At 39.9% G+C, this 21,795-nt stretch carries 23 protein-coding genes; 17 read left to right on the top strand and 6 right to left on the bottom strand.

What is annotated here, in order from left to right; genetic code table 11:
* The first annotated feature begins 81 nt into the window (after positions 1-81).
* Positions 82-966, top strand: a complete 885-nt coding sequence (gene lipA, locus J2X07_RS09345; protein ID WP_310258271.1) for a lipoyl synthase — start codon at positions 82-84, stop codon at positions 964-966.
* A gap of 53 nt (positions 967-1,019) precedes the next feature.
* Here lipA and J2X07_RS09340 read toward each other — a convergent pair whose 3' ends face one another.
* Positions 1,020-1,631: a YhcN/YlaJ family sporulation lipoprotein gene (locus tag J2X07_RS09340; RefSeq protein WP_310258269.1), complete on the bottom strand. Its 612-nt coding sequence runs from the start codon at positions 1,629-1,631 to the stop codon at positions 1,020-1,022.
* 123 nt (positions 1,632-1,754) lie between these two features.
* Between J2X07_RS09340 and J2X07_RS09335 the strand changes: the two genes are divergently transcribed.
* Complete coding sequence (locus J2X07_RS09335) at positions 1,755-2,030, top strand: YutD family protein (RefSeq protein WP_310258267.1); 276 nt, start codon at positions 1,755-1,757, stop codon at positions 2,028-2,030.
* A gap of 20 nt (positions 2,031-2,050) precedes the next feature.
* On the opposite strand, the gene J2X07_RS09330 is transcribed toward J2X07_RS09335, so the two are convergent.
* On the bottom strand, positions 2,051-2,338 hold the full coding sequence (locus J2X07_RS09330; protein WP_310258265.1) for a hypothetical protein: 288 nt from the start codon (positions 2,336-2,338) through the stop codon (positions 2,051-2,053).
* Positions 2,339-2,440: 102 nt separating this feature from the next.
* On the bottom strand, positions 2,441-2,710 hold the full coding sequence (locus tag J2X07_RS09325; protein ID WP_310258263.1) for a DUF3055 domain-containing protein: 270 nt from the start codon (positions 2,708-2,710) through the stop codon (positions 2,441-2,443).
* Positions 2,711-2,817: 107 nt separating this feature from the next.
* Here J2X07_RS09325 and J2X07_RS09320 point away from each other — a divergent pair, with 107 nt between their 5' ends.
* The 3 genes from J2X07_RS09320 (at position 2,818) to J2X07_RS09310 (ending at position 4,824) form a co-directional block, all read left to right on the top strand.
* A complete protein-coding gene (locus J2X07_RS09320) occupies positions 2,818-3,258 on the top strand; it encodes a DUF86 domain-containing protein (protein WP_310258262.1) in 441 nt (146 codons plus the stop codon).
* A 75-nt stretch (positions 3,259-3,333) separates the two neighbouring features.
* A complete protein-coding gene (locus tag J2X07_RS09315) occupies positions 3,334-3,990 on the top strand; it encodes a helix-turn-helix transcriptional regulator (RefSeq protein WP_310258260.1) in 657 nt (218 codons plus the stop codon).
* 66 nt (positions 3,991-4,056) lie between these two features.
* Entirely contained in the window at positions 4,057-4,824 is a 768-nt protein-coding gene (locus J2X07_RS09310; protein WP_310258259.1) for a TIGR01457 family HAD-type hydrolase, read from the top strand.
* A 299-nt stretch (positions 4,825-5,123) separates the two neighbouring features.
* Here J2X07_RS09310 and J2X07_RS09305 read toward each other — a convergent pair whose 3' ends face one another.
* Positions 5,124-5,621 carry a phosphatidylglycerophosphatase A family protein gene (locus J2X07_RS09305; RefSeq protein ID WP_310258258.1) on the bottom strand — a complete coding sequence of 166 codons (498 nt, stop codon included), beginning with the start codon at positions 5,619-5,621 and terminating at the stop codon, positions 5,124-5,126.
* 193 nt (positions 5,622-5,814) lie between these two features.
* On the opposite strand from J2X07_RS09305, the gene yutH reads away from it, so the two are divergent.
* From yutH to argF, 10 genes are all read left to right on the top strand, one after another.
* Positions 5,815-6,837: a spore coat putative kinase YutH gene (gene yutH / locus J2X07_RS09300; RefSeq protein WP_310258257.1), complete on the top strand. Its 1,023-nt coding sequence runs from the start codon at positions 5,815-5,817 to the stop codon at positions 6,835-6,837.
* Between the two features lie 284 nt (positions 6,838-7,121).
* A complete protein-coding gene (locus J2X07_RS09295) occupies positions 7,122-8,087 on the top strand; it encodes a 2-hydroxyacid dehydrogenase (RefSeq protein WP_310258256.1) in 966 nt (321 codons plus the stop codon).
* Between the two features lie 131 nt (positions 8,088-8,218).
* Complete coding sequence (locus J2X07_RS09290; RefSeq protein WP_310258255.1) at positions 8,219-8,998, top strand: SDR family oxidoreductase; 780 nt, start codon at positions 8,219-8,221, stop codon at positions 8,996-8,998.
* Between the two features lie 394 nt (positions 8,999-9,392).
* Complete coding sequence (gene argC / locus J2X07_RS09285; protein ID WP_310258254.1) at positions 9,393-10,424, top strand: N-acetyl-gamma-glutamyl-phosphate reductase; 1,032 nt, start codon at positions 9,393-9,395, stop codon at positions 10,422-10,424.
* A 19-nt stretch (positions 10,425-10,443) separates the two neighbouring features.
* Positions 10,444-11,670, top strand: coding sequence for a bifunctional ornithine acetyltransferase/N-acetylglutamate synthase (gene argJ, locus J2X07_RS09280; protein ID WP_310258252.1), 1,227 nt, complete (start codon positions 10,444-10,446; stop codon positions 11,668-11,670).
* Positions 11,671-11,694: 24 nt separating this feature from the next.
* The gene (gene argB / locus J2X07_RS09275; RefSeq protein ID WP_310259021.1) at positions 11,695-12,429 is read left to right on the top strand and encodes an acetylglutamate kinase; all 735 of its coding nucleotides are present in this window, start codon (positions 11,695-11,697) and stop codon (positions 12,427-12,429) included.
* Positions 12,426-13,580 (top strand): acetylornithine transaminase, encoded by a 1,155-nt coding sequence (locus J2X07_RS09270; protein ID WP_310258250.1) that lies wholly within the window; start codon positions 12,426-12,428, stop codon positions 13,578-13,580. Before argB ends, J2X07_RS09270 begins: the two co-directional genes overlap by 4 nt.
* A gap of 90 nt (positions 13,581-13,670) precedes the next feature.
* The gene (locus J2X07_RS09265; protein WP_310258248.1) at positions 13,671-14,723 is read left to right on the top strand and encodes a carbamoyl phosphate synthase small subunit; all 1,053 of its coding nucleotides are present in this window, start codon (positions 13,671-13,673) and stop codon (positions 14,721-14,723) included.
* Entirely contained in the window at positions 14,716-17,808 is a 3,093-nt protein-coding gene (locus J2X07_RS09260; RefSeq protein WP_310258246.1) for a carbamoyl phosphate synthase large subunit, read from the top strand. The genes J2X07_RS09265 and J2X07_RS09260 overlap by 8 nt, the downstream gene beginning before the upstream one ends.
* Positions 17,808-18,755, top strand: a complete 948-nt coding sequence (gene argF / locus J2X07_RS09255) for an ornithine carbamoyltransferase (protein WP_310258244.1) — start codon at positions 17,808-17,810, stop codon at positions 18,753-18,755. Before J2X07_RS09260 ends, argF begins: the two co-directional genes overlap by 1 nt.
* A gap of 328 nt (positions 18,756-19,083) precedes the next feature.
* Here the strand turns inward: argF and J2X07_RS09250 are convergent, their stop codons facing one another.
* On the bottom strand, positions 19,084-19,329 hold the full coding sequence (locus J2X07_RS09250; RefSeq protein WP_066238880.1) for a NifU family protein: 246 nt from the start codon (positions 19,327-19,329) through the stop codon (positions 19,084-19,086).
* Positions 19,330-19,486: 157 nt separating this feature from the next.
* Here J2X07_RS09250 and J2X07_RS09245 point away from each other — a divergent pair, with 157 nt between their 5' ends.
* Entirely contained in the window at positions 19,487-19,810 is a 324-nt protein-coding gene (locus J2X07_RS09245; protein WP_310258242.1) for a YuzD family protein, read from the top strand.
* Between the two features lie 89 nt (positions 19,811-19,899).
* Positions 19,900-20,214, top strand: coding sequence for an LSM domain-containing protein (locus J2X07_RS09240; RefSeq protein WP_310258241.1), 315 nt, complete (start codon positions 19,900-19,902; stop codon positions 20,212-20,214).
* Between the two features lie 327 nt (positions 20,215-20,541).
* Here the strand turns inward: J2X07_RS09240 and J2X07_RS09235 are convergent, their stop codons facing one another.
* Positions 20,542-21,606: an NAD(P)/FAD-dependent oxidoreductase gene (locus J2X07_RS09235; RefSeq protein ID WP_310258239.1), complete on the bottom strand. Its 1,065-nt coding sequence runs from the start codon at positions 21,604-21,606 to the stop codon at positions 20,542-20,544.
* Between the last annotated feature and the right edge of the window lie 189 nt (positions 21,607-21,795).

The raw sequence follows: 21,795 nt of genomic DNA, 5'->3' as shown, positions 1-21,795 counted from the left end.
TGAGTGGTGAAGAATGTTTATATCTAAACCAACTTGATTAAAACAACGAATTTATTCAGCATAAAATTTGGGGTGATTATTTTGGCTAAGAAGGAAGAATATTTACGTAAACCGGAATGGTTAAAAATAAAATTAAATACGAACGACAACTATAAAGAATTAAAAAAAATGATGCGCGAAAAGAAGCTACATACTGTATGTGAAGAAGCAAAATGTCCAAACATCCATGAGTGCTGGGCTGTCCGTAAAACAGCTACATTTATGATTTTAGGGGATATTTGTACCCGTGCCTGCCGTTTTTGTGCCGTTAAAACGGGATTGCCAACTGAGCTAGATCTTCAAGAACCAGAACGTGTTGCCGAATCTGTTGAACAAATGGGATTAAAACACGTTGTAATTACAGCGGTTGCACGTGATGATCTTAAAGACGGGGGAGCTCATGTTTTTGCTGAAACGGTAAAACAAGTTAGAGCTCGTAATCCTTTCTGCTCCATCGAAGTTCTGCCTTCAGACATGTTAGGTGACTTCGATGCTTTGAAAACGCTGATGGATGCAAAACCAGACATCATGAACCATAATATTGAGACAGTAAAAAGATTATCTCCAAGAGTTCGTGCTCGTGCGACGTATGACAGAACAATGGAGTTCTTACGCCGTGCAAAAGAAATGAACGCGAATATCCCTACAAAATCCAGTCTGATGATCGGGCTTGGCGAAACATGGGAAGAAATTATTGAAACAATGGATGACCTCCGTGCTAACAACGTTGACATCATGACAATCGGCCAATATTTACAGCCTACAAAAAAACACTTGAAAGTACAAAAATACTATACACCTGAAGAATTTAAAGAATTACGCGATATCGCCTTCAGCAAGGGCTTTAAGCATTGTGAATCAGGTCCGCTCGTTCGTTCTTCGTATCATGCGGATGAACAAGTAAACGCAGCCGCACAAAATAGCTAAAATACAAAAAGGTCTGGACCAAAAGCTGAACATACTTTTGAGCCAGGCCTTTATTATTTTCCGGTCATTTCATCGCGCATTTGATTTGTTTCACCGTTCATTTCACCATTGGGGTTTTCACCATAGTTCCACTTTTTCCCTTGTGGTGCTTTTTTCATTTGCTGAATTAAGCGGCCAATGACGCCTTCGATGTTTTCTGTATCCTTGTTCATTGCCTGATATTGCTCAATTTTATTAATCATGCCTTTTTCATCCGATACATAAACATGATAATATCGAGGAACAACTGAGAATGCTGTCATTTTTACTTGATCTGCCGCTGCATTTCGATCCTTACTTGTTGTCTTATAACCGATTAACACTTCTTCATCTGTTACAAGTGTTCCTACGTCTTTTATGTTAGGCAATTGAAGAACCATGTCTGAAATCATATCTGCTAACTTTTGCCGATTCAGATAAGGTACTTTATTACCGTTTTTTACGTTATCGCCAGATTCATGGCGCATATATCCGAAATCTCCAGTGTTTTGGTTGCTGCCAAGCCGGTTCTCATCTTTTACATTTACTTTTGAAAATTTGTATTCCTGCCCCATTTTCTTTTGGTCATCACCACCGCAGCCTGTGAGCATGATGGAAAGGAACAAAAGCATACCTAATTTTTTCACTGGTGTGTTCACCTCCTTATTCATTAGAATGACCTTAAATCGCATTCTTTTTACAAAGAAATTGTTGGCTGAAAAAGGAGAAAGCATGGTAAAATAAGTATCAGGAAATGAGGTGAAGCATTTTTGATTACAGTTGGTAATTTTTCCTATGAAGTGATTGAAGATGTAAAGGAAGCCTTTAATGAGGAACAATTTAAAGCGCGATACAGTGAGATCTTACATAAATACGATTATATCGTAGGTGACCTTGGTTACGAACAGCTTCGTTTGCGTGGATTTTTTGAAGATCATCACGAAAAGGCAACGTTTGACACGAAAATCAGTACTTTACCGGAATACATATATGAATATTGTAATTTCGGCTGTCCTTATTTTGTTGTAAAAAAAGTAAACCCCTGAGTTATTCAGGGGTTTTTCTTTTAGCCGCGAGAATCATCATAAGGCTCTTCCGTATGACGTTCGGGATCATCGTGTGTCGGATGAGCCCCAGGATATTGTCTCTCTAATCCTTCATGAAGGGATTTGTTTTCGTAGTTGAAAGCACTGTAATACCTTTGACTTTCTCTCCAAGGTGTTGTTTTGCCTAATGCTCGGTTAATGGGAGAACCATACGGACCTTCAGGCAAATCCTCTGGTAATACGTTATTTCGTCCGGTCTCTACATTCGAAAAATCTGTGTACTGCTGCTTTTTTTCTTTTTCGAACAAAAAAACCACCCTCTCTAGGCTTATTAAGGATAAGAATTATCCTTAATCGGTATTCTGTCCTAGAGAGAATGATTCGTTGCTTGGTACATTTTGAGGTGATGATTATACAACTTCCGCTAAAAATTCACGAAGCTCCATTGCATCTTCTTCCGTCAAGTTAAAAGCATGCTCCAAATAGCCTTCCTCTTCCAAATCATCTTGTCCAATAATGGCAAAATGGCTGCCAAGCATATTTAAGACGAGTGATTTTCCATAGTGACGATTGGACTTTACAATCGCTAGATCAAATCGTGTATTTCTTCCCATAAAACTTACGAAGCGCGTTTCTGTTTTTTCTGTATCATCATATAAGAAAAAGGTTTCCTCTGACACTTTTGTTTCCCCCTTAAGATTATCTGCTCTCATTTTATATCAAGTCATAAAGCATTTCCTTCTTTTATGTTACACTTTAGTAGAGAAACTTACAAAAGGTGATGACTATGTATTTTGTTGACCGTAAAAAAATAAATGAACATGCTGTGTACATGAATGAATTGATTAAAACGTTTCAAACCATAACGTATAAAGAAGATCGAATTCAAAAGCTTGCCGTCGAACGGATCGGTCATATGCTAATTGAATCCATGATGGATATCGGCAACATGATTATTGATGGTTTTATCATGCGTGATCCGGGAAGCTTTGAGGATATTTTAGATATTTTAATCGATGAGAAGGTACTGCCTCATGAAGAAGGCACCTCATTAAAAAATGTGGTCAATCTTCGGAAATCGCTCGTGCAAGAATATCCGAGTGCAGATGTGAAAAAAACCTTTGAAACGATAACGAAATACTTGCCTGAGCTATCGGCTTTTCCTACTCATGTCATTCGCTATTTAGAAGAAGAACTTGGTCCTGTCTCAGCCTTTTTACCTGAATAAATAGATTTTATACATTTTAGTTTAAAAAGTGTACGAATTCTTTCATTTACGGTAAAATGGTAAAAAAGGATGGTGATGACCATGAAGAATCACACCTCTACCCGTGATGAGATCATCTATCTTTTAAAAAGACATAAACGGATGACCGTAACAGAAATGGCTAAATCATTAGGAATTACAGAAATGGCTGTTAGACGCCATTTGAATACATTAGAACGGGATCACGTTGTAGAAACAACATTAGTACGCCAAGCGATGGGAAGACCTATTCATTTTTATCATTTATCAGCAACAGGCGATGAGCAATTTCCTCGTAATTACTCAGGATTAACCGTTGAGTTGTTAAAAGACTTGGAAGATATGAGCGGAACCAATATGGTTGAGGGATTATTTCAGAAACGTGAAGATCGTTTGCAGGATAAATACAAAGATCGAATGGACAGCCTTAATGATTTTGAAGCTAAAGTAAATGAATTGGCAAATATTCAAAATGAAGCTGGCTATATGGTTGATTGGAAAAAAGACGAAGAAGCGGGAACTTACGTGTTAACCGAATATAATTGTCCAATTGCTAAGGTCGCAAACGAATATCAGCAAGCTTGTTCTTGTGAATTGTCGCTGTTCAAACGAATGCTTCATACAGATGATATTGAACGAAAGACATGTATGGCAAAAGGCGGCGATTATTGCTGTTATGTCATTAAAGATAGTAAAGAAACATCTGAAGTGTAAAAAGGCTTCAGGTGTGTTTTTTTTTTGCGCTTGGGAAGAATGGTAAGAGAGAAGGAGAGATATTGTATGAAATCATATAAAGGATTTTTAATTGATTTAGATGGAACGATGTACCGAGGAACGGAACGAATAGAAGAAGCTGTAATGTTTGTAAAAAAATTAAACGAACTTAAACTGCCCTATCTTTTTGTTACGAATAACTCATCCAAAACGAAACAGCAAGTAGCCGAGGTATTAAAAGGATTTGAAATTCCAGCAAGTTCTGAGCATGTATTTACTACAAGTATGGCAACTGCCAGCTATATCTCAAGTTTGAAAAAAGATGCGACTGTGTATTGTATTGGAGAAGATGGCATTAGAGAAGCTCTCACTGAAAAGGGATTGAAGCTCGTCGATGAAAATCCAGATTATGTCGTGATCGGAATTGACAGATCCATTACGTATGAAAAGCTGGCGAAAGCGTGTTTAGCTGTGAGAAACGGAGCAACGTTTATTTCAACAAACGGAGACATTGCATTGCCGACAGAACGAGGGCTGCTTCCTGGTAATGGTTCATTAACGTCTGTCATTACAGTTTCCACTCAAACAGATCCGATTTTTATTGGAAAACCAGAACCGATCATTATGGAGATGGCATTAGAAACATTGGGAACGAAAAAGGAAGAGACGCTTATGATTGGGGATAACTACCAAACCGATATATTAGCTGGCATTCGAACAGGACTGGACACCCTTTTAGTTCACACAGGAGTCACCACAAAAAAACATTTAGAAGACATTGAAGTTCATCCAACATATGCAGTTGATGGATTGGATGAGTGGGAAATTAAGTAAAAAGTAAAAGCTCTTTATTCTAAGATTGTGCTCAGGGAAATTTTTGTAACTGCTTCATACGAAAGGTTGATTGCTCCTCGAAAATGAAAATCAATTTTCTTCGTGCGATGTTACGCTGCCGAAGCCTTCCTTGTCCTGCGGGATCAGCGGGACAGGTGAGACCCAAAAGATGCAAAGCGCCAGGAGGCTCACCGCACACCCCGCGGAAAACGAGTATCCTGAAACGGAGATCAACAACACAAAGTAAATAAAAAAGGGCTTAAGGCAAAAGAATGAATCTCTTGTCTTGAGCCCTTTTATTATTCTTCATTTGCTGCGCGGTGAGCTAATCGGCTGGAAGCGGCAGCAGCAATAGCTCCAACGATATCATCTAAGAAAGTGTGCACTTTTCCAGTAGATTTGTCGTTTAACTTTTCAAGGATACCCGGCTTTTGTTTATCAATGAAACCGTAGTTCGTAAATCCAATCGAACCATATATATTTACAATAGATAGGGCAATTACTTCGTCAATGCCATAAAGGCTTTCATCTCTTGCTAATATTTCTTGAAGTGGCTGATTCAATTTTTTCTCTTCAGCTAATACATCCAGTCCAATGCCTGTAAGGATGGCATTTTGAACTTCTCGTTTTGCGATGACTCTGTCCACGTTTTCTCTGCAAACGTCCATTTTTAAATCAGGATGATAGGGAACTTGGAGAAAATAAACGAGTTCCGCTATATCGTTTACCGTAACGCCCCGTTCATTCAACAGTTTGCGAGCAGTTTCTTCGACGTTTTCCACTTTTTTGTTTGGCATCCCTGTACTCCTTTTCTTAAGTAGTCTCCATAGCTTTGTATAGTATATGTTTCCATGCTAAAGTTATGAATTTATCAAAAAACGCTAACCACTTTGCCTAGTTGGGCATACAATGTTGTATCCAGATTTGCGGAAGTTTGAAAAATGTCATAAAACAGCCGCAGAAAAAGCTGAACAGGTGGGGGGATCGCCTTTGTTTGAAAGAGATATTTTTCATTATTATCAATTGGTATGTGACGAAAGGAAATCCGAGTCAGGTTACCGTATGTTCACTTGTAGAGGGGACCGGTATATTGTAATTCCTCAACAACAAATGTCATATGAACTCCTGCAGGAAATGACATTTCTATGTGACATCCTGCAGCAAAGAGGAGAAAAAGAACTGCCCGTACTGCAGCCGACCATCACGGGTATGCCGAGTGCCTATGTTGATGGCGAGTCGGTCATTATTTTTAAAATGGAACATAAGAAACATGAAAGAAAAGTTGCTTCATTAGGTATGGAGCTTGCAGAATTTCACAAGCGGGGCAAAGGTGTTGAACAGTATTATCCGGTTCAGCAGATTGCCTATGGTCAATGGCCGCAGCTATGGATTGCGCGTGTGGATGAAATGCACAACCGATACAATGAGATATCAGCTAGAAAACAAAAAAATGACTTCGATATATTGTTTTTAACGACATTTCCGTATTATGAAGGGCTCGCAGAAAATGCGATTCAGTACATCACGGATTATCAGCTGGAAAGAGGACCAAGGGGAATTGGATCGGCTTCTATTTGTTATGACCGTTTCAGTGAACGGTCTTGGATAGAAACGGATAACGGGTTTATTAAAATGCCTGTAGGATGGCTGATCGACAGTCCTATGCGGGATGTTGCTGAATGTATCCGTGAAAAGATCTATCAGCCTCAGTTTCGAAATGATGAAATCGTGAATCTGATCGACGATTACGAAAAAGTAAAACCATTGTCTAAAGGTGCATGGAGGTTGCTATATGGAAGACTCCTATTTCCTACTCAATACTTCGACACGGTTGAAGGCCATTATCAAAATGAGAGGGAAATTGGAATGGAGCTCTATTCAAGCCGCTTTACTGACTTAATCTCGTATGAAAGACAAAATGAATATTTTCTTAAAAGCTTTTTCAGGTCGATCGGGCTTCCTGCATATGAATTGAACATTCCGGTCGTCGACTGGCTCGTTCCAACCCTCTAAAGAAATAAATAAATTGTTGGGGACAGTCCCCCAACAATTTATTTCCCATCGTTATTTCAGAATGCTGTCCTGTATAAATGATCGAAAACGAGGGTTGATATGAAGTGTTTTAAAATTCCAGTGTGTTCTAGTAGAGGTTATTTCCAATAAGAGCTGACTCATTAAATAGGGTTCAGCTCTTTTTGCATTTCCTGCAGCCGCACTAACCTAGCCTTCGCAACAGCTCTAATTTTTTGTTTTCTTATACATGAAGTGAGAAAATAGAGAAAAAGGGGTGGAAGCAGATGGAAAAGCCATATGTATTTGTAACAAGAAAATTACCGGAAGAAACTCTGACTGCTTTAAAGCAAGTTGCTGAAGTAGGAATGTGGCCACATGAGGAGAAAGCAGTTCCTAATGATGTTTTATATGCTGAAGCAGAGAAGGCAGAGGGTCTGTTAACGATGTTATCCGATAAGATTGATGAGAAGCTGCTTGATCACGCAAAATCATTAAAAGTAATAGCAAACCTAGCCGTCGGTTATGACAACATTGATCTAGAAGCTGCTAAAAAGAACAACATTACTGTTTGCAATACACCTGATGTTTTAACAGACTCCACAGCAGACTTAGCTTTCTCGCTACTATTAGCTGCTGCCCGCCGGATTGTTGAATCAGCAAATTATGTACAAGAAGGAAAATGGAACAGCTGGGGACCACTTTTATTAGCTGGAGCAGATGTTCACCATAAAACAATAGGTATTGTTGGGATGGGAAGAATAGGAGAAGCCGTTGCAAGACGAGCCAAAGGATTCGATATGAACATTCTGTATCATAACCGCAACCGCAAGCCCAGCACTGAACAAGAACTAGGAGCTGCATATAAAGAATTTCACGATCTATTAAAGGAATCTGATTTTGTCGTTTGTTTAGCACCCTTAACTTCTGAAACAAAAGGAATGTTTAATAGAGAAGCGTTTCAGTTCATGAAAAAAAGCGCTATTTTTATTAACGCTGGAAGAGGGGCATCTGTGGATGAAGATGCATTAGTAGAAGCTCTGCAAACAGGAGAGATCGATGGAGCCGGATTAGATGTTTTTGTAAAAGAACCAATCGATCCTAATCATCCGTTGTTAGCCATGAAACAAGTCGTTGCTTTACCGCATATCGGGAGTGCGAGTGTGGAAACAAGATTAAAAATGTCTGAGCTTGCGTGCAGGAATATTGCCAGAATTCTAGAAGGAAAAGAAGCAGAAACACCTGTGAAATAAAACACAGTGCAGATAGCCCAGTAAGCTCACCTTGCCCTCCGCGGAAAGCGAGTAACCTGGAACGGTAATCAACTACTTCTTAGAGCAACGTTGGTTACGAAAAAAGCCATGACAATAAAGGAGGGGAAAAAGTGACGGATCGTTCATTGATAGGGAAGACAGCAATCGTTACAGGTGCGGGCAGATTAAACGGGATCGGTGCAGCCACATGTATACAGCTCGCCGAAAAAGGTGCACATGTATTTTTTACAACATGGGGTGTGTATGATAAAGAATTTCACGAAGGCAACCATGAAAGTGATGCAGAAAAATTGCTTGCAAAATTGCGCGAATATGGTGTGAAAGCATCTTATGAAGAGATTGATCTTACAAAGACAGCAGAATTTCCTCGACTTTTTACTAAGGTTATAGAGAAAGCAGGACAACCTTCTATTCTAGTCAACAATGCCTGTTATTCGCAAAATCATTCATGGGAAGAATTAACTGCTGATGTACTCGATCGCCATTATGAAATCAACCTTCGTGCTACAACGCTTTTGAGCATTGAATTCGCCAAATGTTTTGCGGGGAAAAAAGGCAGTATCATTCATTTAACATCCGGCCAGTCAAAAGGACCAATGGTAGGGGAGCTTGCTTATGCTGCTACAAAAGGAGCCATTGAAGCACTGACAGTGACGATGGCTGCAGAACTTGGAAACAAAGGGATTACCGTAAATGCTGTGAACCCTGGACCGACTGATACTGGCTGGATGACGGAAGATCTGCAAAGAGTCTTGCTGCCTAAATTTCCTTTAGGAAGAATTGGAAAACCAGAAGACGCAGCAAAGTTAATCGCCTTTTTGGCAAGTCCTGAAGCAGAATGGATCACCGGACAAGTCATTCATTCTGAAGGTGGTTTTTTAAGGCAGTAATTTGTATTAATTTTGAATAAACAACGAAAAAATACTAGAGACTGGTTTAAATTAGCCAGCTACATACGGTGAAATCCTTGTCTGCTTAATACGGCAAGGATTTTTTCTTGTGTAAAAAAGTGATTCCCACACTTACATACTAAAATCCCAGAGTTTTCTTTAACATCTCCAGACTTTTTAGTGGGATTCCCACACATTTCATTCATAATCCCACACTTTTCTCTCACATAACCACGGGTCTTCAAAATTCGACACTCCCGCATTCTCCTTCTATTTACGATAACCTTCATTCTAGACAATTTTCAAAAAATAATAAAATTTTATAAATATACTATTGAATTAATTTTTATACAGTCCTATAATGAACCATAACTTATTAAAGGAGTGATAGGAATTGAGAGCAGGAATTATTGGAGTAACCGGATATGGTGGATTGGAGTTATTCCGGTTATTATCTGGGCATCCGGAGATTAAGCAAGTGTTTCTCTATTCATCCTCCAAAGAAGGAACTTTACTTTCTGAAGACGCACAGCATATATACGGTTATACAGATCAGCTTCGTTCTTTAGAGCAGCTTGAATCAGATAAACTGGATATCTTGTTTAGCTCAGCTCCAAGCGGAGTATCCACAAAACTGCTTCCACCCTATATTGAACGGAAAATGAAAGTGATCGATCTAGCTGGAGATTACCGATTAAAGAATGCTGACGCCTATCAAAAATGGTACGGAAAAGAAGCTCCAAATTCTTTACTCGTTAATGAAGCCGTGTACGGTTTAACAGAATGGAACAAACACGAGATTCAACAAGCTGGATTTATAGCGAATCCCGGATGTTATCCGACAGCTACTTTGCTTGCAGTATTGCCGTTATTAAAAGAGGGTCTTATACATGCTGATTCACTGATCATAGATGCAAAAAGCGGAATGTCAGGAGCTGGAGCAACACCGCAGAAAGCTTCTCATTTCGCAAAAGCAAACGATAGTATGAGTATTTACAAAATGAACAAACATCAGCATATTCCAGAAATCGAGCAGACTATACAAACGCTTGCGAATGTTGAAACGAACATCACCTTCAATACACACCTTATTCCGATGACTAGAGGCATTATGGCAACGATATATGCAGATTTATCAAAAGATATTCAATCGTCCGACGTAAGCGAAGTCCTTCATGAATGTTACGGGAACAAGCCATTTATTCGTATATTCAAAGAAAAGGCAGACTTATTCACCAAACAAGTATACGGATCAAACTATTGTGATCTTACATTTGGTATTGATGAACGGACAAAACGAATCACTGTCGTATCTGTGATCGACAATTTAGTAAAAGGAGCTGCAGGTCAAGCAGTGCAGAATATGAATGTCATATTTGATTTTGATGAAACAGAGGGACTCAGCCAATCACCATTGTTCCCTTAAAAACAAGGAGGCAAGATGCATGCAAGCAGTAAAACCATCTATACACAAGATAACAGGAATAAACATTGCCACACCAAAAGGCTATTATGCGAGCGGACTGCATTGCGGAATTAAGCATAAGAAACTCGATTTAGGTTTGTTATACAGTTTAGTACCCGCGGATGCCGCTGGTGTTTACACGACGAACAGAGTGCAAGCTGCACCTTTAAAAGTTACACAAGAAAACATTAAACAAGAAGGAAAACTGCAGGCGATAATCGTCAATTCTGGAAATGCCAATGCGTGTACGGGTAAAAAAGGTCTGCAAGACGCGAAACAAATGCAGCTCGAAACGGCTCAAAAACTTGGCATCCCTTCTCATTTTGTTGGCGTTGCATCAACAGGTGTCATCGGAGAACACCTTCCGATTGAAAAAATATCAGCAGGCATCAAAGACCTTGTTCTTGATGACGAAATAAAAGGTTCTATTGATTTTTCACAATCGATTTTAACGACGGATACGGTATCCAAAAATACAGCATACACACTGAAAATTAAGGATAAAGACATCACGATTGCAGGTACTGCAAAAGGGTCTGGCATGATTCATCCAAACATGGCGACGATGCTCGGATTTATTACATCAGACGCAAATATCAATCAAAGCGACCTCCACTCAGCACTTTCCTATGCCGTAGACCGAACGTTCAACTGCATTACTGTTGATGGTGATACCTCTACAAATGATATGGTGCTCATGCTTGCAAATGGAATGGCTGAAAATGAAGAACTGAACAAAAATCATCCCGAATGGGAACTTTTTTTAGACGCGCTTGTCATGGTTTGTGAGGATTTAGGCAAACTCATCGCCAAGGATGGTGAAGGAGCAAGCAAGCTTATCGAGGTAAACGTTGAAGGAGCACTGACAGATAAAGATGCTAGAGTGATAGCAAAAACGGTTGTCGGATCACCTCTTGTAAAAACGGCTGTGTTCGGCTGTGACGCAAACTGGGGAAGAATTTTATGTGCTGCTGGTTATAGCGGAGTATCATTCGATCCGGATCAAATGAGAATTTTGATTGGTGATAGTGAAGTCGTTGTTGATGGAGAGCCAGTTCCTTTTTCTGAAGAAGAGGTTCGGAATTATTTAAAAGGACAGGAAATTCATATCACCGTTTTATTATCGGAAGGCATTGGAAGCGGAAGAGCTTGGGGCTGTGACTTAACGTATGATTATGTTCAGATTAATGCCAGCTACCGGACGTAAAAGGATGTGGGGAAATTGGTTCATGTGATTAAAATCGGAGGAAGCACATTAGCAAACTTGCAAGATACTTTTTTTAAGAGTTTACAAACACGCCTGCAAAACGGAGAAAAAATGGTGATCGTTCATGGCGGAGGCCCTGAAATCAATAAGAAACTTCAGGAAAAAGGTCTTCCAGTTGAAATGAAAGATGGAATTCGCGTTACGACACAAGAGACGCTGAAATGTGTAAAGGCAGCTCTTAAAACGACAACAAATGCAAATCTCGTAGAACGGCTTAGAAAATCAGACATTCAATCAGTAGGTTTATGCGGATCAGAAAATCAATTGATTCAATGTGAATACTTAGATAAAAAGAAATACGGTTTTGTCGGCAAAGTTAAAAAAGTGGACACTGCCATAATCAAGAACGATTTAGAAAATGGAAAAGTACCTGTTATCGCTTCATTAGGGATCACTGTGGATGGTGATGAAGTAAACATTAATGCTGATACAGCTGCAGCTGAAGTAGCATCAGCACTTTCCGCTGTTTCTGTTTGTTTTGTTACTGACACAACCGGGATTCAAATAAAAGGACAGCGGGCGAATCAATTGAGCATATCTGAAATTAAAGATGGCATGAATGATGGACAAATTTATGGCGGAATGGTGCCGAAAGTAGAAGCAGCCATGAAATGCCTTGATCTCAATATTGAGGAAGTGGTCATTACAGATCAGACCCTTACAGGTACACGAGTGTTGAAGGAGGTATTAACAGCATGAGTGCGTTATTCCCAACCTATAAAAGAAAGAAGTTTCAGCTTGTAAAAGGAAACGGAACCGTTGTATTTGATGAAAACAACCAACGTTATTTGGACTTTACGAGCGGAATCGCAGTTACGAACCTAGGTCATTGTCATCCAGAGGTGGTTTCAGCGATAAAGGAACAGAGCGAAAAAATATGGCATACTTCTAACTTGTTTCAAATTGAACAACAAGAGAAACTAGCCGAAACACTCGTGAAAGACAGTCCGCTAGACCTTGCGTTTTTTTGCAGCAGTGGTGCTGAAGCGAATGAAGCCGCTATTAAACTAGCTAAAAAGTATACAGGAAAAAACAAAATCATCACCTTTGAGAATTCCTTTCATGGCCGAACATTTGGCGGAATGTCAGCGACTGGCCAGCAAAAGATCAAAGAAGGCTACGGTCCTCTTGTGTCAGAATTCGTCCATGTTCCATGGAATGACGTAGAAGAGCTAATGAAAGCAATCGATGAACAAACAGCAGCGATCATGATGGAAGTCTTCCAAGGCGAAGGCGGTCTGCGAATAGCAGATGCTCCTTTCTATGAAGCCGTTAAGAAAATTTGTGATGAACAAGATATTCTACTCATCATTGATGAAGTTCAAACAGGCATCGGCAGAACCGGAAAGAGATATGCTTTTGAGCATTTTAATCTGAATCCTGACATTATTACACTTGCTAAAGGGTTGGGAAACGGTTTTCCGATCGGGGCTATGTTAGGGAAGGCTAAATGCAAAGATGCTTTTGGACCAGGAAGTCATGGCACTACATTCGGAGGAAGTCCGTTAGCATGTGCGGTAAGCCAGTCCGTTCTCGATGTTATTTTCCAAGATGCATTTTTAAGTGAAGTCGAAGAAAAAGGAAAACAATTTATGGAGACATTAGCTGATTCACTGCAAAATCATCCCCTCGTAAAAGAAATCAGAGGAAAAGGATTACTGATTGGAATCGAGTGCGAAACGCCTGTTGTCAGTTACGTAGAGTGGCTGGAGGAGCATGGGTTGCTAACGGTTCCAGCAGGAGAGAACGTCATACGTTTGCTGCCGCCATTAACGGTTTCAGAAGAAGAGTTACAAATGGCAGCAGAAATTCTTAAACAAATGTTTGAACAATTTCATACGAGTTCTTAAAACAAAGGACGAATAATCCTTATTTTTTATACGTATAAATGAATAAAAATACAAACGGATTAATGTTTTATACAAGGAGAGGAATCAGATATGAAAGGCTGTATTACCTTAACGAACGGAAATTCCTTTGCGGGAGAATGGCTAGGAGACAATCAATATAGTGCAGGAGAAGTTGTGTTTTATACAGGTATGACTGGGTATGAGCAGGTATTGACAGACCCTTCCTACCAAGGTCAAATCGTTGTGTTTTCATATCCGTTTATCGGGAATTATGGTTTTCAGCCGGAAAGTATGGAATCTGCCAAGATTCAAGTTTCTGGCGTCATCATGGCAGAGTGCTTTCCTTTTCAATTAGAAGGGGATCGACATTCACTCGTAGCGTATTTAAATGAAAAACAGATTCCTGCTCTAACGAATGTGGATACACGAGCACTTATTCAGCAGATTCGAAAAGAAGGCTCAGTACCTGCCGTTATGCATACAGAAAGCATTACTGCAGATTCCTTCCAGCTAGAAGAGTGCTGGCCAAGAACTGCTGTCAAAAAAGCAGGAACTGGAGACATGCATATCGTGCTCATCGATTTCGGCTATAAAAAATCAATCGTTAATTCACTTGTAAACGAAGGATGTTCAGTCACAGTTGTTCCATTTGATACAGAGATGTCTGACATTGAAAAGCTGAATCCAGATGGTTTTGTTTTTTCAAATGGTGCGGGTGATCCGATGAGATTCTCGAGTTATTTTCATCGTTATAAAAACATTGCGACACGCTATCCGGTTCTCGGCATTTGTCTTGGCCATCAAATATTGGCATTGGCTTTTGGCGGTGAAACGATGAAACTCAAATTCGGTCATCGAGGAGCGAATCACCCCGTCATGAATGTGAAAACAGGCAAAGTATCCATGAGCTCGCAAAATCATAGCTATGTCGTAAAAAAAGAAAGTTTAAAATCTACAGGCTTTAACATTTGGTTTGAAAACGTGAATGACAAAAGTGTCGAGGGTCTAGTACACAGCCAATACGAGATTTCCAGCGTGCAATTCCACCCGGAGGCAGCGCCTGGGCCGCAAGAACACGCTCAAATTTTCCAAGATTTCATTAAAACCGTACAGCATAAAGAGAAGGTGAGAAGTTATGCCTAAACAACAAGATATAAAAAAAGTACTCGTAATCGGTTCTGGTCCTATCGTAATCGGGCAGGCAGCTGAGTTTGATTATTCAGGAACCCAGGCATGCAAAGCATTAAAAGAAGAAGGAATGGAAGTTGTATTAATCAACAACAACCCAGCGACGATCATGACAGACAAAACGTTTGCTGATGAAATTTACTTTGAACCATTAACGGTTGAATATGCCGAACAAATCATCAAACAAGAAAAGCCAGACGGACTTCTAGCAACGGTTGGCGGTCAAACAGGACTGAACTTAGCAATGGACCTGGATGAAGCAGACATATTGAAAAAATATAACGTGAGACTGCTCGGAACAGATATACATTCCATCCAAAAAGCAGAAGATCGTGATGCATTCCGTTCACTGATGCACGAATTAAACGAACCTGTTCCAGAGAGTGAAATTGTTTTCTCTGTTCATGATGCACTTGTTTTTGCTGAAGAAACAGGCTATCCCGTAATCGTCCGTCCAGCCTTTACGCTCGGTGGTTTTGGAGGCGGTATTGCAAAAACGAAGCAGGACCTTTCAACTCTTGTAAAACAAGGACTATCAGCTAGTCCGATCAAGCAGTGCTTAATTGAAAAAAGCATTGCAGGCTATAAGGAAATTGAATATGAAGTCATGCGTGATGAGAACGGAACATGTATTACGGTTTGTAATATGGAGAACGTGGATCCGGTCGGAGTCCATACTGGGGATTCCGTCGTTGTTGCTCCGAGCCAGACGCTTACAGATGATGAATACCAATCTTTAAGAAAAGCATCACTAACGATTATTAATGCACTCGAAATTGTAGGAGGATGCAACATCCAGTTTGCTCTTCATCCTCATAATTCCGAATATTATTTGATTGAAGTGAATCCGCGTGTCAGCCGTTCATCAGCACTGGCTTCTAAAGCAACGGGATATCCAATCGCTAAAATTGCAGCAAAGCTGGCACTTGGATACAATCTGCACGAACTGAAAAATCCCGTGACTGGAACTACATTTGCGAGCTTTGAACCTGCTTTGGATTATGTTGCTGTCAAAATGCCGCGCTGGCCGTTTGATAAATTTCATCAAGCAGACCGAAAGCTAGGCACACAGATGAAAGCAACAGGAGAAGTCATGGCGCTAGAGCGAAACATGGCATCTGCGTTCCAAAAGGCAATCCGGTCACTCGAACTGAAAACGAACGGAATGTACTTAAAAGAGCTGACATCCGTTGAGGAAGATGTTTTATACGAATTAGCTGCTGAAGCAGATGACCGCCGTTTTTTTGTTGTGCTCGAACTTTTGAGACGCGGTGTTTCCACAGATAAAATTCATGAGATTACCAAAATCACACCATACTTTTTATCTGTGTTTAACCAAATGGTACAGCTCGATCAGACACTGACAAAATTAAGTTTAGAAACAATAGAAGAGCCGCAGCTGCAGCTTGCCAAGAAATTCGGCTTTTCCGATCAGTATCTTTCAGGAATATGGTCGGTTTCGAAACAGCAAGTCCGCAGCAAAAGAGAAGAACTGAATATCGTCCCATCCTATAAAATGGTCGACACGTGTGCAGCAGAATTTGAAGCAAAAACAACCTATTTTTATTCCAGCTGGACAGGAGAAAGCGATAAGAAACCAGCAGAAAAGAAAAAAGTTGCAGTCGTTGGCTCAGGACCAATCCGTATTGGGCAGGGAGTCGAATTTGATTACTGCTGTGTTCATAGTGCATTAGCTTTAAACAAAATGGGCCGTGAAGCCATACTCATCAACAACAACCCAGAAACAGTAAGTACCGATTATGAAGTTTCGGATTCCTTATACTTTGAACCGTTAACGTTTGAGGACATATATCATGTTTTGCAATTCGAAGGCATCTCTGAAGTGATTCTTCAGTTTGGCGGACAGACTTCCATCAACTTAGCAAAAGAATTAGAAGAGGCAGGTATACAAGTTTTAGGAAGCCCTGCCGATACAGTCGACCAAATGGAGGACAGAGATCGTTTTTATCAATTTTTAGATAAAATCAGCATCCCTAAACTGGCAGGCTTCACTGCTCATAATGAAGAGGAAACAAAAAAGTTTGCAGAAAAGCTAGGATTACCTGTACTCGTTCGCCCGTCTTACGTAATCGGCGGAAGCGGGATGAAAGTATTTAATTCTTACCGAGAATTAGCTGCCTTTTTACAAAACGAGCTAGTGAGCTATCCGATTTTAATTGATACATTTTTACAAGGCATAGAAGCAGAAGTAGATGTTCTGACAGATGGAGAAGAGATCTTCATCCCTGGAATCTTTGAACATATCGAAGGCACAGGAGTCCATTCAGGAGACAGCTTAACCGTCACGCCTCCTCAGACTCTTTCAAATCGTATTCAGGATCAATTAATAGCTCTATCTAAAAAAATCGCCGTGAACATGAAATACAAAGGGTTATTCAACATCCAATTTGCAATAAAAGATGAAGATGTGTATGTGATCGAAGTGAATCCGCGAGCTTCTCGTACAGCTCCGATCATGAGCAAAATCACGAATGTCAATCTTGTCCAAAAAGCAACTGAATTACTGCTCGGAACACCATTAAGCCAATTGAAGCTGGAACAAGAGCATAACGGACAGCCGTTCATTACCGTAAAAGCGCCTGTTTATTCTACGATTAAGCTGCCTGGGGTCTCGCCTGTATTATGTCCGATGATGACTTCAACGGGTGAAGCGATTGGTACAGATATAGATTATACAGAAGCACTTGTTAAGGCTTTAAAAGGATCAACATTGCAGCTGAATAATCTTTGGAAATTCAAAGGAACTATTTTTGCTGAAGGAGAAGCGGCAAAAACAGAAGCGAAAAACTGGAGCCAATTAGGATACAGCATCGTAACGAAAGAAGATATGCCTTTTGAAGTATGGTTAAAGTCAGATGAAAAAATCGCTTATATGAATTTTGAAGCAGAAACCGACAGTTCAAAGGCTAAACATGTAGTCCTTGAAAGAATTCATGTTTGGAGCAGACAAGAAACGGCACAAAGCTTTTTACAAGCCGCTCTGCACATAAAAAATAAAAGAAAGGAAGTGTTGATCTGATGTCAATTGCACACCCCTTACTCACAACGAAAACTAAAAAAGATCTTCTCACGTTAATGGATTACTCAACGAATGAGATTATCGATTTATTAAATTTAGCGAAAGAATTAAAGAAGCAAGGACCAGCCACGCCGCCGTTATTAAAAGGAAAGATATTAGGGATGATTTTTGAAAAATCTTCAACCCGTACGCGAGTGTCATTTGAGGCAGCAATGCTCCAACTAGGCGGTCATGCAATCCATTTAAGTACGCGAGACATTCAGATGGGCAGAGGGGAATCCATTTCAGATACGGCAAAAGTTTTATCAGGCTATTTGGATGGCATCATGATCCGCACGTTCCACCAGTCAACCGTAGAAGAGCTGGCATCAAACAGTTCCATCCCAGTCATTAATGGGCTGACAGACGAGTATCACCCTTGTCAAATTCTTGCCGACTTATTAACGATTTTAGAATATAAAAGCTCTTTTAAAGGTAAAAAGCTCACGTATATCGGAGACGGAAACAATATGGCTCATTCATTGATGATTGGTGCTGCAAAAGTTGGAATGGACTGCACAATCATTGCTCCAGAGAAGTACGAGCCAAAGGAATCAATTGTTTCATACGCACAGCAAATTGCGAAACAGACAGGTGCCGTCATTACTGTCACGAATGATCCAGTCGAAGGTATTAAAGGAAGTGACGTCATCTACACCGATGTATGGGCGAGCATGGGGCAGGAGAGTGAGGCAGAGGAAAGAATGTCTCATTTTGAATCGTTCCAAGTGAACGAGGAGCTTGTTTCTCATGCGAAAAAGGATTTCATCTTCATGCACTGTCTGCCGGCACACCGAGGGGAAGAAGTTACTGCAGAAATCATCGATGGGACTCATTCCGTTGTTTTCCCAGAGGCAGAAAACAGACTGCATGCACAAAAAGCCTTGCTCGTTCACTTGATGTCATAAAAGAATGCAAAGTTAAGCTGTCTCAAGGTGGAATCCACTATAATGAGGCAGCTTTTAATCATTTTATAAAAAATCCTTACTTGCGAGACAAGATATGGATGAAATCAGGTGCTGTCATTGCCTCTATGAGCAAAAATGTTAGTGCTATGTGTAAAACGAAGGGTTCTATGAGCAAAAAGTGAAATTCTAAGAGTAAAAACTCATTTCTATGAGCAAAAATCGATTTTCTATGAGTAAAACTGTAAAAATAAAAGACCACGTACCGTAAAATCGAGCGTAAAAAAATGCAAAAAAAAAAGCCGGCTCCGAGGAGTCAGCTTTTCTTTCTTTAAAATACTTGTTCTAATTCAACAACGCCAGGTACTTCTTCAAGAAGTGCACGTTCAATACCAGCTTTTAGTGTAATTGTAGAACTAGGGCAGCTTCCGCAAGCTCCCATTAGACGTACTTTTACAACGCCTTCTTCAATATCCACTAATTCCACGTCTCCACCATCACGTAGTAGGAACGGGCGTAATTTATCTAGAACTTCTTCTACTTGTTCACGCATCTCTAAGTTTTGAGTTTCAGCCATAACTATCAGGCTCCTTTCATAAAAAGAACTTATCTTTAGTATACGGGATATGGAATAAAAAATCCATGAGCAAGCATCATGATATTTTCTTCTTTTTCTTTTCAGAGAAATAAGGTATGATGTAAGCAAATAAACGCATCGATAGAGGTGATTTCTTGTGCAAAATTCTCTTATTATCAAAGTATACGGAGCAGAGCAAAAGTGTGCAAGCTGTGTGCATTTGCCATCTGCCAAAGAAACAGCTGAATGGCTGGAAGCAGCAATATCCAGAAAGTATCCGGATCGTCTGTTTCAAGTACTTTATATAGATATGGAAAAGCCTGATCATGAAGAAGATCAATTATTTTCAGCAAGAATCATGGAAGAAGACCTTTTTTACCCTGTAGTTGTTATTAATGGGGAGATTGCAGCAGAAGGTAACCCGAATTTAAAAACCATCTATAGCATAATTGAACAGAACGGATATGGCGCTGTAAGTTAAGCGCCTATTTTTTTTGTTTTGGGTTTGTACACATGCCTCCATATTCATACCGGAATATGATGTATGGAATTAAAAGGAGGCAAATAAAATTGTTCAACCCTTTGAAAGGTAAAATGTCTAAAGAGGAATCTTCATCCCATTGTGGATGTCATCATAAGCATTATCATGATCTTTGCGAAATGTACATGGGACAGAACGTAACGATCGAGCTGAATGATGGCAACGAGTATCATGGGCAGCTTCACAGCTATGATAACAACAATATGTATTTAATCATGGCCGGTGAAATGGAAGAACGCAGCAGCCGAATTATTTTTGTAGCACCATTTGTTCCTGGCTTTGGCGTTTTCGGTTTTCCATTTTTCCGAATCCGACGTTTTCGTCCATACCGCCCTTGGTGGTAATCATATCGATATCTGATTCTCCAGTTTCATATAGGTCAACTTAAATGGACGGTTCGGTTTCATCTGAAAGCCTTGCAGCGCGCAAGGCTCTTTTTTATGGAAAACGTATTTTTGTTGATGCGAACTGCGTTATTTCAGTGTTGAAAATGCTATTTCCAGAATTATTGAACGGATAGCCAGACTTTTTTTGTAATTCCTAGAATTTCTTAGCACAATCCCACACTTTTTCGTAATATTCCAAGACTTTTGTAAAAATAACCACGAACCGTTCGCTTCTAACTAAACTCGTAAAAGGTGACCCAGCTATAAGCCGAATCACCTTTCACATTACACTTGATATTTATAGAGCCATAAGATTCCTGATTTCAATAATCTTGGTACACGGCCGATTAGTGCAGTGCTGCCCATTGTACCGAATCCGCTTTTCTTTCCTAATGATCCCATAACGCCTTTTAGCTTAATTTCATGCATTTCAGGAAGCGGCTGTTCATTCCAGCGTGCTAACAAAACTTGTGAAATCTGCTCTGCCTGCTCCTCAGCAAGCTGTGCGCTTGGAGCATAAGGGAGACTTGCACAATCTCCAACAACATAAACATGTTCATTTGATGGAAGGTGATGATGCTCGCTAAGCACAACTCGGCCCTGGCTGTCTTTTTCAGTATCAATAGCTCGAACAATATGACTAGGCTGGATGCCGGCAGTCCAAACAATCGCATCGCATGCCACTTTTTCATCATGGTTGTAAAGAGCGCCTTCTTCAACTTTTGTTACGTTGGAGTTGTTGATGACTTCAACACCATGCTCTTCAAACCAGTTTTGGACATAGTTGCTCAATCTTTTCTTGTAAGCAGAGAGAATCATATCTCCGCGGTCAAATAATTTAATACATAAATCCGGACGGCTCTCACGGAGCTCAGAAGCAAGCTCAACTCCAGAAAGTCCTGCACCAACAACTGCTACTACTGCATTTGCATGCAAGTTATTCAGAATTTGATACGTCTGTCTAGATTTATCAATGGTTTGGATACTCAATGTAAATTGATCAGCGCCTGGAACATTATGATATTTATCTTCACAGCCTAAGCCGATAACAAGATCATCATAGTGAACAGAATCTTGATCTTTTAATAGAACTTTCTTTTCATTTACATCAATGCCTGTAACTTCACCATACTTAATGGACAAGCGTGGGTGATCAGGAAAAGATACACGTACATGATGGTCAGAAATAGTACCTGCAGCTAATGCATAGTATTCTGTTTTTAAACAATGATATGGTACACGGTCAATCAGTGTAAGCTGAATATCTTCTGGGAGGTCTGAGGAATTTAGAAGCCTCTTTAACACACGCATATTTCCATATCCTCCGCCAAGTAAAACGAGGTGCTTCATTTGTCATTTCCCCTTTTCTTTCAAGACAATTCTTATCTATAATTGTTGAAAATTTTTCATGGCACGAAGTAAACGATTTCACGTTTTTAACATGTTTAAGTATAGCACTTTGCAATAAATTCACAACTCTTTTGTGGAAAAAACCAATTGAAAAAGCGCGTTTACATTGACTAGCGTTTTATAAAAAGT

It is taken from the genome of Fictibacillus barbaricus (assembly GCF_031457135.1).
In the GTDB taxonomy this organism is placed as follows: Bacteria; Bacillota; Bacilli; order Bacillales; family Fictibacillaceae; genus Fictibacillus; species Fictibacillus barbaricus_A.
Note: the sequence above shows the minus strand (reverse complement) of the source record. Positions and strands in the feature narration are given on the sequence as shown.